This is a genomic window from Escherichia marmotae, from assembly GCF_002900365.1.
GTDB lineage: Bacteria > Pseudomonadota > Gammaproteobacteria > Enterobacterales > Enterobacteriaceae > Escherichia > Escherichia marmotae.
Genome location: NZ_CP025979.1, coordinates 3,554,554 through 3,568,297 on the forward strand (window position 1 = coordinate 3,554,554; position 13,744 = coordinate 3,568,297).

The following is a 13,744-nucleotide window of genomic DNA, read 5'->3' on the forward strand; positions in this document are numbered from 1 at the left end:
CTTCCCTTTCGCCCCCCGTCTGGTCTACATTTGGGGGGCGAAAAAAAGTGGCTATCGGTGCGTGTATGCAGGAGAGTGCTATTCTGGCATTTCCGTCGCACTCGATGCTTAGCAAGCGATAAACACATTGTAAGGATAACTTATGAACAAGACTCAACTGATTGATGTAATTGCAGAGAAAGCAGAACTGTCCAAAACCCAGGCTAAAGCTGCTCTGGAGTCCACTCTGGCTGCAATTACTGAGTCTCTGAAAGAAGGCGATGCTGTACAACTGGTTGGTTTCGGAACCTTCAAAGTGAACCACCGCGCTGAGCGTACTGGCCGCAACCCGCAGACCGGTAAAGAAATCAAAATCGCCGCAGCTAACGTACCGGCATTTGTTTCTGGCAAGGCACTGAAAGACGCAGTTAAGTAAGATTGCGTGGCAGTGAACAGTTTTAACGAAGGGGTGATTTCACCCCTTTTGTCTTTCTGGCGTCGCACATTGATGCTGGCAGGCGTGCTGTTTCTCTCTGCCTGTAGCCACAACTCTTCACTTCCCCCTTTTACCGCCAGTGGGTTTGCCGAAGACCAGGGTGCAGTGCGCATCTGGCGAAAAGACAGCGGCGATAATATCCATCTGCTTGCCGTGTTCAGTCCGTGGCGCAATGGCGATACCACTACCCGTGAATACCGCTGGCAGGGTGATAACCTCACGCTTATCAATATCAACGTTTACAGCAAACCGCCGGTGAATATCCGCGCACGCTTTGACGAGCGCGGTGACCTGAGCTTTATGCAACGTGAATCCGACGGGCAAAAGCAGCAGCTTTCTAACGATCAAATCGATTTATACCGTTATCGTGCAGACCAGATCCGCCAGATTAGCGACGCCTTACGTCAGGGGAGAGTGGTACTGCGTCAGGGACGCTGGCATGCGATGGAACAGACTGTGACTACCTGCGAAGGGCAAACCATTAAGCCTGATTTAGATTCGCAGGCGATAGCGCATATCGAGCGCCGCCAGAGCCGCTCTTCTGTTGATGTGAGCGTGGCATGGCTGGAAGCGCCCGAGGGTTCACAATTACTGTTAGTGGCAAACTCTGATTTTTGTCGCTGGCAACCCAACGAGAAGACGTTCTGATTTACCAGTGGCCCATACCCATATGGCCGCCACCACCTCCGCAGCCACCGTAACCCATGCCCATTCCGACACCGCGTGGAATACCCGCTTCAGCCATCGCAATATCCCGTTTAACTCGCAATTCATCTAATGACTGACGTAAAGTCTCCATCTCTTTGGCGACTGCGTTAATTTTGCTGCTATCCGGTGGATTAGCGGCTAACAGGGCGTTGTATTCATAACGCTTCGTCACCAGTTGTTGTTGCAGCGCGCTGCTTTGGGCGTAAAAGTCATTATGGATTTTCTGCCACGCAGTTTGTTGTTCGCTGGTCAAAGGCGCTGCATTTTGCTGCCACATACCGTGTCCGCCGTGGGCAAATGCAGTTGTTGAGCCTATCGCCATTGCTGAAAACGCCATCATCACCAGGGCAATCTTCGTGTTCCGTTTCATGGTTAATCCTCCAGTGGTTGTCTTACTTTACGTATTGCATCTTTCGTGCCAACGATGAAACACCGATGTAACGGGCAATCTGGCGCGGTTAGCGAGTAAAAATGACCCGCTTGTGGTGGGTAGCGAGTCATTTTTACTCATTGAAAGATAAGCGTTTGTGTTACAGCGCAGGGTAGGGGGCAATAAAAGATGGCATGATTTGTGCTGTCAAAAAGGGATGAACAGGCAAAGAAGAAGATGCGTTTTATGCAACGTTCTAAAGACACATTAGCCAAATGGTTAAGCGCGATCCTCCCCGTAGTCATTGTTGGGCTGGTGGGATTGTTTGCGGTGACGGTGATTCGCGATTATGGGCGGGCAAGCGAGGCTGACCGCCAGGCATTACTGGAAAAAGGTAATGTGCTCATTCGCGCTCTGGAGTCAGGAAGTCGCGTAGGGATGGGGATGCGAATGCACCATGTGCAGCAACAGGCACTTCTGGAAGAGATGGCAGGCCAGCCAGGGGTGTTGTGGTTTGCGGTCACCGATGCGCAGGGCATTATCATTCTTCACAGTGACCCAGAAATGGTCGGGCGTGCACTCTATTCGCCTGATGAAATGCGGCAGTTAAAGCCAGAGGAAAACTCCCGCTGGCGACTGCTTGAGGACGCGGAAAAAACGCCTGCGCTTGAGGTCTATCGTTTGTTTCAGCCCATGTCAGCCTCCTGGAGGCATGGGATGCATAATATGCCGCGCTGTAACGGCAAACCTGAGCCACAGGCAGATGCACAACAGGCTATTTTTATCGCTGTTGATGCCAGTGATCTGGTTGCAACCCAGATTGGGGAGAAGCGCAATACCCTGATTATTCTCTTTGCTCTGGCGACGGTATTGCTGGCGAGCGTGTTGTCATTCTTCTGGTATCGCCGTTACCTTCGCTCGCGCCAGTTATTGCAGGATGAAATGAAGCGCAAAGAGAAGCTGGTGGCGCTGGGGCATCTGGCGGCAGGCGTCGCCCACGAAATCCGTAACCCACTTTCATCGATTAAAGGACTGGCGAAATATTTTGCCGAGCGCACGCCCGCGGGGGGCGAAGCGCATCAACTGGCGCAGGTGATGGCGAAAGAAGCCGACCGTTTGAATCGCGTGGTGAGCGAACTGCTGGAACTGGTCAAGCCAACGCACCTTGCTTTGCAGGCGGTGGAGCTCAATACCCTGATTAACCATTCATTACAACTGGTGAGCCAGGACGCTCAGAGTCGTGAGATACAGTTGTGCTTTAACGCTAACAACGGGTTGCCGGAAATTCAGGCCGACCCGGACAGACTGACTCAGGTACTGTTAAATCTTTATCTCAATGCTATTCAGGCTATTGGTGAGCATGGCGTGATTAGTGTGACGGCAAGTGAAAGCGGCAATGGCGTGAAAATTAACGTTACCGACAGCGGTAAGGGAATTGCGGCAGATCAACTGGAGGCTATCTTCACCCCGTACTTCACCACCAAAGCCGAAGGCACCGGGCTGGGGCTGGCGGTTGTGCATAATATTGTTGAACAACACGGTGGTACAATTCAGGTCGCCAGCCAGGAGGGGAAAGGTGCAACATTCACCCTCTGGCTTCCGGTGAATATTAATCGTAAGGACCCACAAGGATGAAGCACGATAACATCGATATTCTGGTGGTGGATGATGACATTAGCCACTGCACCATCTTGCAGGCATTGCTACGTGGCTGGGGCTATAACGTCGCGCTGGCGAACAGCGGGCGACAGGCGCTGGAGCAGGTGCGGGAACAGGTTTTTGATCTTGTGCTTTGCGATGTGCGAATGGCGGAGATGGACGGCATCGCCACGCTGAAAGAGATTAAAGCGTTAAATCCGGCAATTCCGGTGCTGATTATGACCGCTTACTCCAGCGTCGAGACGGCGGTAGAAGCGCTGAAAACCGGGGCACTGGATTATCTCATCAAGCCGCTGGATTTCGATAACTTGCAGGCAACGCTGGAAAAGGCGCTTGCTCATACGCAGATTGTCGCTTCTGAAACGCCTACCGTGCTAGCCAGCCAGTTTGGGATGGTTGGGAAAAGCCCGGCGATGCAACACTTACTCAGTGAAATAGCCCTCGTCGCACCATCGGAAGCAACGGTGTTGATCCACGGCGATTCTGGCACCGGCAAAGAGTTGGTTGCCAGAGCAATTCACGCCAGTAGCGCACGTAGTGAAAAACCGCTGGTAACGCTCAACTGTGCGGCACTCAACGAATCCTTACTGGAGTCCGAATTGTTCGGTCATGAAAAAGGGGCGTTTACCGGTGCCGATAAACGGCGGGAAGGGCGCTTTGTTGAGGCGGACGGCGGCACGTTGTTTCTCGATGAAATTGGCGATATTTCTCCAATGATGCAGGTTCGTCTGCTGAGTGCCATTCAGGAGCGTGAAGTCCAGCGTGTTGGCAGCAACCAGACTATTTCTGTCGATGTCCGGCTGATTGCCGCGACCCATCGCGATCTTGCCGCAGAGGTGAATGCCGGGCGTTTTCGCCAGGATCTCTACTATCGACTGAACGTGGTGGCGATTGAAGTGCCGGCGCTACGTCAACGGCGGGAAGATATTCCTCTGTTGGCAGATCATTTTCTGCAGCGCTTTGCTGAACGTAATCGCAAGGCGGTAAAAGGCTTTACGCCGCAGGCGATGGATCTGCTAATTCATTACGACTGGCCGGGGAATATTCGTGAACTGGAAAACGCAGTGGAACGGGCGGTGGTGCTACTGACCGGGGAATATATTTCCGAACGCGAGCTGCCGCTGGCGATTGCCAGTACGTCGATTCCGCTGGTGCAAAGTCAGGATATTCAGCCGCTGGTGGAAGTGGAAAAGGAGGTGATTCTGGCGGCGCTGGAGAAAACGGGCGGCAACAAAACCGAAGCCGCCCGCCAGTTAGGGATCACGCGCAAAACGCTATTGGCAAAACTGTCGCGTTAGTTCTGCTCGCGTTCGATGGCGCGCCAGCCGATATCTTTCCGGCAGAAGCAATCATCCCAGTGGATATCGGTCATTAAGGCATAAGCGCGTTTCTGCGCTTCTGCCACGGTATGACCCAGCGCGGTGACGCACAGTACGCGCCCGCCGCTGGTGATCACCTGCTCGTCATCTGCCAGTTTCGTACCCGCATGGAACACTTTGCCGTCTTCCACTTCTTCCAGCGGCAGGCCGTGGATCACATCGCCGGTGCGGTAATCCCCTGGATATCCACCCGCAGCCATCACCACGCCGAGAGAAGCACGTTCATCCCACTCGGACGTTTTCTCGTCCAGCTTGCCTTCACAGGCCGCCAGGCAGAGTTCAACCAGATCGGACTTCATGCGCAGCATAATCGGCTGGGTTTCCGGATCGCCAAAGCGGCAGTTAAACTCGATAACCTTCGGATTACCCTGTTTGTCGATCATCAAACCCGCGTAGAGAAAACCGGTGTAGGTGTTGCCTTCCGCCGCCATGCCTTTTACGGTTGGCCAGATGATGCGTTCCATCGTGCGCTGATGAACTTCATCGGTCACCACTGGCGCAGGAGAGTAAGCACCCATCCCGCCGGTGTTCGGCCCGGTATCTTTATCGCTTACGCGTTTGTGATCCTGGCTGGTGGCCATTGGCAGCACATGTTCGCCGTCCACCATCACGATAAAGCTCGCTTCTTCGCCGTCGAGGAACTCTTCGATCACAATGCGATGACCCGCGTCGCCAAAAGCGTTGCCCGCCAGCATATCGTGAACAGCCGCTTCAGCTTCTTCCAGTGTCATCGCCACGATAACACCTTTCCCGGCGGCCAGACCGTCCGCTTTGATAACGATCGGTGCGCCTTTCTCACGCAGATACGCTAATGCAGGTTCTACTTCGGTGAAGTTCTGGTATTCCGCCGTAGGGATCTTATGGCGGGCCAGGAAATCTTTAGTAAATGCTTTCGAGCCTTCCAGTTGTGCGGCACCTGCGGTTGGGCCGAAGATTTTCAGCCCAGCGGCGCGGAAGGTATCAACCACGCCTTTCACCAGCGGTGCTTCCGGGCCGACGATGGTTAGGTCGATCTTTTCGTTTTGCGCGAAATCCAGCAGCGCCGGGATATCGGTCACGCCGATAGCGACGTTTTGCAGCGCAGGTTCCAGCGCCGTTCCCGCATTACCTGGTGCGACAAATACGGTCTCAACCAGCGGCGATTGCGCCGCTTTCCAGGCCAGCGCGTGTTCGCGCCCGCCGTTACCAATCACTAATACTTTCATCTGTCGCTCCATTAATGGCGGAAGTGGCGCATGTCGGTGAAGAGCATCGCAATACCGTGCTCGTCGGCGGCAGCAATCACTTCGTCATCACGGATAGAACCGCCAGGCTGGATTACGCAGGTCACGCCCGCAGCGGCGGCGGCATCAATACCGTCGCGGAACGGGAAGAACGCGTCAGAAGCCATCGAGGAACCTTTCACTTCCAGACCTTCATCGGCGGCTTTAATACCGGCGATTTTCGCGGAGTACACGCGGCTCATCTGGCCCGCGCCAATCCCGATGGTCATATTGTTTTTGGCATAGACGATGGCGTTGGATTTCACGAACTTCGCCACCTTCCAGCAGAACAGCGCATCACGTAGTTCCTGCTCGGTCGGCTGGCGTTTAGTCACCACGCGCAGTTCTTCTGCGCCAACCATGCCCAGATCGCGATCCTGAACCAGCAAACCGCCATTCACGCGTTTGAAATCGAGGCCCGGAACACGCTCGCCCCACTGACCACAGGTCAGGACGCGCACGTTCTGTTTGGCGGCGGTGATTTTCAGGGCTTCTTCGCTGGCGGACGGCGCAATGATCACTTCAACAAACTGACGGGAGATAATAGCCTGCGCGGTTTCAGCATCCAGCTCACGGTTAAAAGCGATAATGCCGCCGAATGCGGAGGTTGGGTCGGTTTTATACGCGCGATCGTAAGCATCAAGGATCGTGCTGCTGATGGCGACACCGCAGGGGTTAGCGTGCTTCACAATCACACAGGCTGGCTCCGCAAATTCTTTCACGCATTCCAGCGCCGCATCGGTATCAGCGATGTTGTTATAGGAAAGGGCTTTACCCTGAACCTGGATTGCGGTGGCAACGGAGGCTTCTTTCACATTCTCTTCTATATAGAAGGCAGCTTGCTGGTGGCTGTTTTCACCGTAGCGCATATCCTGCTTCTTAATGAAGTTCAGGTTAAGTGTGCGCGGGAAGCGGCCAGCCGCTTCTTTACTCTCGCCGTGATAAGCCGGAACCATGCTACCGAAGTAGTTGGCGATCATGCTGTCATAGGCGGCGGTATGTTCGAAGGCTTTGATGGCGAGGTCGAAACGGGTATTGAGAGTCAGAGAACCTTCGTTGGCATCCATCTCTTCAATAATAGCGTCATAGTCGCTGCTCTTAACAACGATAGCGACATCTCTATGATTCTTGGCGGCGGAGCGCACCATGGTTGGGCCGCCGATATCGATGTTCTCAACCGCATCTTCCAGTGAGCAGCCTTCACGGGCCACGGTCTGGGCGAATGGGTACAGGTTAACGACCACCATATCGATAGGTTGGATCTGATGTTCTTCCATAATGGCATAGTCCTGACCGCGACGGCCCAGAATACCGCCGTGCACTTTTGGATGCAGGGTCTTCACGCGTCCATCCATCATCTCCGGGAAACCGGTGTAATCGGAAACTTCGGTCACCGGCAGGCCTTTTTCTGCTAACAGACGGGCAGTGCCCCCTGTAGACAGCAGCTCCACACCGCGTGCAGAAAGTGCCTGGGCGAATTCGACGATACCGGCTTTGTCAGAAACACTGAGCAGAGCGCGGCGGACTGGACGACGTTGTTGCATGGTAAATCCCCTGGATTTGACTATTACAGAGAGCGTTAGCTGAATTTTTCGCAAAAAACTCAGCTAACGCCCCTAACGGGGCATCTTTATTTTTCGCCCGCATTGTAACGAAAACGTTTGCGCAACGCTCGCGAATTTTTTTGTTTCGATGGTGATCTCGATTTTGATTGCCATTAGCGGTTCAGGAATACAGAAATAACGCTGATGATTGTGGATAACTCTGTGTGTAAAAAGGTATAAAGCGGGGTTTTGCTGGGGAATGCAGCAGTCAGTCATTTTTTTGCAATTTTTCTATTGCGGCCTACGGAGAACACCCTATAATGCGCCTCCATCGACACGGCGGATGTGAATCACTTCACACAAACAGCCGGTTCGGTTGAAGAGAAAAAATCCTGAAATTCAGGGTTGACTCTGAAAGAGGAAAGCGTAATATACGCCACCTCGCGACAGTGAGCTGAAAGCTGCGTCGCAACTGCTCTTTAACAATTTATCAGACAATCTGTGTGGGCACTCGAAGATACGGATTCTTAACGTCGCAAGACGCTAAATGAATACCAAGTCTCAAGAGTGAACACGTAATTCATTACGAAGTTTAATTCTTTGAGCATCAAACTTTTAAATTGAAGAGTTTGATCATGGCTCAGATTGAACGCTGGCGGCAGGCCTAACACATGCAAGTCGAACGGTAACAGAAAGAAGCTTGCTTCTTTGCTGACGAGTGGCGGACGGGTGAGTAATGTCTGGGAAACTGCCCGATGGAGGGGGATAACTACTGGAAACGGTAGCTAATACCGCATAACGTCGCAAGACCAAAGAGGGGGACCTTCGGGCCTCTTGCCATCGGATGTGCCCAGATGGGATTAGCTAGTAGGCGGGGTAACGGCCCACCTAGGCGACGATCTCTAGCTGGTCTGAGAGGATGACCAGCCACACTGGAACTGAGACACGGTCCAGACTCCTACGGGAGGCAGCAGTGGGGAATATTGCACAATGGGCGCAAGCCTGATGCAGCCATGCCGCGTGTATGAAGAAGGCCTTCGGGTTGTAAAGTACTTTCAGCTGGGAGGAAGGGAGTAAAGTTAATACCTTTGCTCATTGACGTTACCCGCAGAAGAAGCACCGGCTAACTCCGTGCCAGCAGCCGCGGTAATACGGAGGGTGCAAGCGTTAATCGGAATTACTGGGCGTAAAGCGCACGCAGGCGGTTTGTTAAGTCAGATGTGAAATCCCCGGGCTCAACCTGGGAACTGCATCTGATACTGGCAAGCTTGAGTCTCGTAGAGGGGGGTAGAATTCCAGGTGTAGCGGTGAAATGCGTAGAGATCTGGAGGAATACCGGTGGCGAAGGCGGCCCCCTGGACGAAGACTGACGCTCAGGTGCGAAAGCGTGGGGAGCAAACAGGATTAGATACCCTGGTAGTCCACGCCGTAAACGATGTCGACTTGGAGGTTGTGCCCTTGAGGCGTGGCTTCCGGAGCTAACGCGTTAAGTCGACCGCCTGGGGAGTACGGCCGCAAGGTTAAAACTCAAATGAATTGACGGGGGCCCGCACAAGCGGTGGAGCATGTGGTTTAATTCGATGCAACGCGAAGAACCTTACCTGGTCTTGACATCCACAGAACATTCCAGAGATGGGATGGTGCCTTCGGGAACTGTGAGACAGGTGCTGCATGGCTGTCGTCAGCTCGTGTTGTGAAATGTTGGGTTAAGTCCCGCAACGAGCGCAACCCTTATCCTTTGTTGCCAGCGGTCCGGCCGGGAACTCAAAGGAGACTGCCAGTGATAAACTGGAGGAAGGTGGGGATGACGTCAAGTCATCATGGCCCTTACGACCAGGGCTACACACGTGCTACAATGGCGCATACAAAGAGAAGCGACCTCGCGAGAGCAAGCGGACCTCATAAAGTGCGTCGTAGTCCGGATTGGAGTCTGCAACTCGACTCCATGAAGTCGGAATCGCTAGTAATCGTGGATCAGAATGCCACGGTGAATACGTTCCCGGGCCTTGTACACACCGCCCGTCACACCATGGGAGTGGGTTGCAAAAGAAGTAGGTAGCTTAACCTTCGGGAGGGCGCTTACCACTTTGTGATTCATGACTGGGGTGAAGTCGTAACAAGGTAACCGTAGGGGAACCTGCGGTTGGATCACCTCCTTACCTTAAAGAAGCGTTCTTTGAAGTGCTCACACAGATTGTCTGATAGAAAGTGAAAAGCAAGGCGTCTTGCGAAGCAGACTGATACGTCCCCTTCGTCTAGAGGCCCAGGACACCGCCCTTTCACGGCGGTAACAGGGGTTCGAATCCCCTAGGGGACGCCACTTGCTGGTTTGTGAGTGAAAGTCGCCGGCCACTGTATCTCAAAACTCACTTACGAGTGATGTTTGAGATATTTGCTCTTTAAAAATCTGGATCAAGCTGAAAATTGAAACACTGAATAGTCGAAAGATTATTCGTGAGTCTCTCAAATTTTCGCAACACGATGATGGTTCGAAAGAAACATCTTCGGGTTGTGAGGTTAAGCGACTAAGCGTACACGGTGGATGCCCTGGCAGTCAGAGGCGATGAAGGACGTGCTAATCTGCGATAAGCGTCGGTAAGGTGATATGAACCGTTATAACCGGCGATTTCCGAATGGGGAAACCCAGTGTGATTCGTCACACTATCATTAACTGAATCCATAGGTTAATGAGGCGAACCGGGGGAACTGAAACATCTAAGTACCCCGAGGAAAAGAAATCAACCGAGATTCCCCCAGTAGCGGCGAGCGAACGGGGAGGAGCCCAGAGCCTGAATCAGTGTGTGTGTTAGTGGAAGCGTCTGGAAAGGCGTGCGATACAGGGTGACAGCCCCGTACACAAAAATGCACATGCTGTGAGCTCGATGAGTAGGGCGGGACACGTGGTATCCTGTCTGAATATGGGGGGACCATCCTCCAAGGCTAAATACTCCTGACTGACCGATAGTGAACCAGTACCGTGAGGGAAAGGCGAAAAGAACCCCGGCGAGGGGAGTGAAAAAGAACCTGAAACCGTGTACGTACAAGCAGTGGGAGCCTCTTTAATGGGGTGACTGCGTACCTTTTGTATAATGGGTCAGCGACTTATATTCTGTAGCAAGGTTAACCGAATAGGGGAGCCGAAGGGAAACCGAGTCTTAACTGGGCGTTAAGTTGCAGGGTATAGACCCGAAACCCGGTGATCTAGCCATGGGCAGGTTGAAGGTTGGGTAACACTAACTGGAGGACCGAACCGACTAATGTTGAAAAATTAGCGGATGACTTGTGGCTGGGGGTGAAAGGCCAATCAAACCGGGAGATAGCTGGTTCTCCCCGAAAGCTATTTAGGTAGCGCCTCGTGAATTCATCTCCGGGGGTAGAGCACTGTTTCGGCAAGGGGGTCATCCCGACTTACCAACCCGATGCAAACTGCGAATACCGGAGAATGTTATCACGGGAGACACACGGCGGGTGCTAACGTCCGTCGTGAAGAGGGAAACAACCCAGACCGCCAGCTAAGGTCCCAAAGTCATGGTTAAGTGGGAAACGATGTGGGAAGGCCCAGACAGCCAGGATGTTGGCTTAGAAGCAGCCATCATTTAAAGAAAGCGTAATAGCTCACTGGTCGAGTCGGCCTGCGCGGAAGATGTAACGGGGCTAAACCATGCACCGAAGCTGCGGCAGCGACACTATGTGTTGTTGGGTAGGGGAGCGTTCTGTAAGCCGTTGAAGGTGTGCTGTGAGGCATGCTGGAGGTATCAGAAGTGCGAATGCTGACATAAGTAACGATAAAGCGGGTGAAAAGCCCGCTCGCCGGAAGACCAAGGGTTCCTGTCCAACGTTAATCGGGGCAGGGTGAGTCGACCCCTAAGGCGAGGCCGAAAGGCGTAGTCGATGGGAAACAGGTTAATATTCCTGTACTTGGTGTTACTGCGAAGGGGGGACGGAGAAGGCTATGTTGGCCGGGCGACGGTTGTCCCGGTTTAAGCGTGTAGGCTGATTTTCCAGGCAAATCCGGAGAATCAAGGCTGAGGCGTGATGACGAGGCACTACGGTGCTGAAGCAACAAATGCCCTGCTTCCAGGAAAAGCCTCTAAGCATCAGGTAACATCAAATCGTACCCCAAACCGACACAGGTGGTCAGGTAGAGAATACCAAGGCGCTTGAGAGAACTCGGGTGAAGGAACTAGGCAAAATGGTGCCGTAACTTCGGGAGAAGGCACGCTGATATGTAGGTGAAGCGACTTGCTCGTGGAGCTGAAATCAGTCGAAGATACCAGCTGGCTGCAACTGTTTATTAAAAACACAGCACTGTGCAAACACGAAAGTGGACGTATACGGTGTGACGCCTGCCCGGTGCCGGAAGGTTAATTGATGGGGTCAGCCGCAAGGCGAAGCTCTTGATCGAAGCCCCGGTAAACGGCGGCCGTAACTATAACGGTCCTAAGGTAGCGAAATTCCTTGTCGGGTAAGTTCCGACCTGCACGAATGGCGTAATGATGGCCAGGCTGTCTCCACCCGAGACTCAGTGAAATTGAACTCGCTGTGAAGATGCAGTGTACCCGCGGCAAGACGGAAAGACCCCGTGAACCTTTACTATAGCTTGACACTGAACATTGAGCCTTGATGTGTAGGATAGGTGGGAGGCTTTGAAGTGTGGACGCCAGTCTGCATGGAGCCGACCTTGAAATACCACCCTTTAATGTTTGATGTTCTAACGTTGACCCGTGATCCGGGTTGCGGACAGTGTCTGGTGGGTAGTTTGACTGGGGCGGTCTCCTCCTAAAGAGTAACGGAGGAGCACGAAGGTTGGCTAATCCTGGTCGGACATCAGGAGGTTAGTGCAATGGCATAAGCCAGCTTGACTGCGAGCGTGACGGCGCGAGCAGGTGCGAAAGCAGGTCATAGTGATCCGGTGGTTCTGAATGGAAGGGCCATCGCTCAACGGATAAAAGGTACTCCGGGGATAACAGGCTGATACCGCCCAAGAGTTCATATCGACGGCGGTGTTTGGCACCTCGATGTCGGCTCATCACATCCTGGGGCTGAAGTAGGTCCCAAGGGTATGGCTGTTCGCCATTTAAAGTGGTACGCGAGCTGGGTTTAGAACGTCGTGAGACAGTTCGGTCCCTATCTGCCGTGGGCGCTGGAGAACTGAGGGGGGCTGCTCCTAGTACGAGAGGACCGGAGTGGACGCATCACTGGTGTTCGGGTTGTCATGCCAATGGCACTGCCCGGTAGCTAAATGCGGAAGAGATAAGTGCTGAAAGCATCTAAGCACGAAACTTGCCCCGAGATGAGTTCTCCCTGAGACTTTAAGTCTCCTGAAGGAACGTTGAAGACGACGACGTTGATAGGCCGGGTGTGTAAGCGCAGCGATGCGTTGAGCTAACCGGTACTAATGAACCGTGAGGCTTAACCTTACAACGCCGAAGATGTTTTGGCGGATGAGAGAAGATTTTCAGCCTGATACAGATTAGATTAGCCGGCGAAAGCGGGTTAATAAACAGAATTTGCCTGGCGGAGATAGCGCGGTGGTCCCACCTGACCCCATGCCGAACTCAGAAGTGAAACGCCGTAGCGCCGATGGTAGTGTGGGGTCTCCCCATGCGAGAGTAGGGAACTGCCAGGCATCAAATAAAGCGAAAGGCCATCCGTAAGGATGGCCTTTTTGCGCTGGTGCGGAAAAAATGCCGGATGCGATGCTGGCGAGCCTTATCTGTCCTGCGCAGGGTTACGGTAGGGGTCAGCAGCGCATTATTCCCCCACATACGCCAGATTCAGTAGCGGATACGGTTTCCCCAGCTCGTCGACTTCCGAACGCCCGGTAACGTTAAATCCCATCTTCTTATAGAATCCTACTGCTTGCTCATTTTGCTCATTAACGTTGGTTGTCAGTTCCGTGGCCATCGAGAGAGCATGTTCCACCAGTAGTCGACCTACGCCATACCCGCGCGCATCAGAATCGACAAATAGCGCATCCATATGCTGCCCGCTTAGCAACATAAACCAATCGGTTGATCCCGCTCATTAACCGCAACCCACAGCGGTGCTTCTGGCAGAAACGAACTTACCAGCTCTTCCAGTTCGACCCGATAGTCTGCAGACAAAAAATGGTGGGTAGCATCGACAGAACGACACCAGATCGAAACCAGTTTTTCCCCTTCCTCATGCCGTGAACGGCGAATTCTAATAACCATTTCCACTCCTTTTATTCATACTTATATTCTAACTCAGCCTTTTTCTTGAAACTTTCTCACCTTGAACATGCAGGCTCGACATTGGCGAATTTTCTGGTTATCTTCAGCTATCTGGATGTCTAAACGTTTAAACGTATGTAGTGAGGTAAT

General features: G+C 53.0%; 7 protein-coding genes, 1 tRNA gene, 3 rRNA genes and 1 pseudogene. 8 read left to right on the forward strand and 4 right to left on the reverse strand.

Features of this window, described 5'->3' with window-relative positions; genetic code table 11:
- Positions 1–142: 142 nt before the first annotated feature.
- Positions 143–415: a nucleoid-associated protein HU-alpha gene (gene hupA, locus C1192_RS18280; RefSeq protein WP_001044513.1), complete on the forward strand. Its 273-nt coding sequence runs from the start codon at positions 143–145 to the stop codon at positions 413–415.
- Between the two features lie 12 nt (positions 416–427).
- Positions 428–1,123: a DUF1481 domain-containing protein gene (locus tag C1192_RS18285; protein WP_038354688.1), complete on the forward strand. Its 696-nt coding sequence runs from the start codon at positions 428–430 to the stop codon at positions 1,121–1,123.
- Between the two features lies 1 nt (position 1,124).
- Here C1192_RS18285 and zraP read toward each other — a convergent pair whose 3' ends face one another.
- A complete protein-coding gene (gene zraP / locus C1192_RS18290; protein ID WP_000828219.1) occupies positions 1,125–1,553 on the reverse strand; it encodes a zinc resistance sensor/chaperone ZraP in 429 nt (142 codons plus the stop codon).
- Between the two features lie 237 nt (positions 1,554–1,790).
- Between zraP and zraS the strand changes: the two genes are divergently transcribed.
- The gene (zraS, locus tag C1192_RS18300) at positions 1,791–3,188 is read left to right on the forward strand and encodes a two-component system sensor histidine kinase ZraS (protein WP_001211947.1); all 1,398 of its coding nucleotides are present in this window, start codon (positions 1,791–1,793) and stop codon (positions 3,186–3,188) included.
- A complete protein-coding gene (gene zraR / locus C1192_RS18305; protein WP_038354685.1) occupies positions 3,185–4,510 on the forward strand; it encodes a sigma-54-dependent response regulator transcription factor ZraR in 1,326 nt (441 codons plus the stop codon). Before zraS ends, zraR begins: the two co-directional genes overlap by 4 nt.
- Here the strand turns inward: zraR and purD are convergent.
- Both purD and purH read right to left on the reverse strand, forming a co-directional pair.
- The gene (gene purD / locus C1192_RS18310) at positions 4,507–5,796 is read right to left on the reverse strand and encodes a phosphoribosylamine--glycine ligase (protein ID WP_038354684.1); all 1,290 of its coding nucleotides are present in this window, start codon (positions 5,794–5,796) and stop codon (positions 4,507–4,509) included. The two genes, zraR and purD, sit on opposite strands and share 4 nt — an antisense overlap.
- A gap of 11 nt (positions 5,797–5,807) precedes the next feature.
- Positions 5,808–7,397, reverse strand: coding sequence for a bifunctional phosphoribosylaminoimidazolecarboxamide formyltransferase/IMP cyclohydrolase (gene purH, locus C1192_RS18315; protein ID WP_038354683.1), 1,590 nt, complete (start codon positions 7,395–7,397; stop codon positions 5,808–5,810).
- A gap of 617 nt (positions 7,398–8,014) precedes the next feature.
- On the opposite strand from purH, the gene C1192_RS18325 reads away from it, so the two are divergent.
- The 4 genes from C1192_RS18325 (at position 8,015) to rrf (ending at position 13,026) form a co-directional block, all read left to right on the forward strand.
- Positions 8,015–9,556: ribosomal RNA gene (locus C1192_RS18325) — 16S ribosomal RNA — on the forward strand.
- Between the two features lie 85 nt (positions 9,557–9,641).
- Positions 9,642–9,717 (forward strand) — tRNA-Glu (locus C1192_RS18330).
- A gap of 195 nt (positions 9,718–9,912) precedes the next feature.
- Positions 9,913–12,817 (forward strand): 23S ribosomal RNA (locus C1192_RS18335).
- A 93-nt stretch (positions 12,818–12,910) separates the two neighbouring features.
- Positions 12,911–13,026, forward strand: a 5S ribosomal RNA gene (rrf, locus tag C1192_RS18340).
- The 16S, 23S and 5S rRNA genes sit together here with 1 tRNA gene alongside, the layout of an rRNA operon.
- Before the next feature lie 125 nt (positions 13,027–13,151).
- On the opposite strand, the pseudogene C1192_RS18345 reads toward rrf, so the two are convergent.
- Positions 13,152–13,594 (reverse strand): annotated as a pseudogene (locus tag C1192_RS18345) (acetyltransferase).
- Positions 13,595–13,744: the final 150 nt, after the last annotated feature.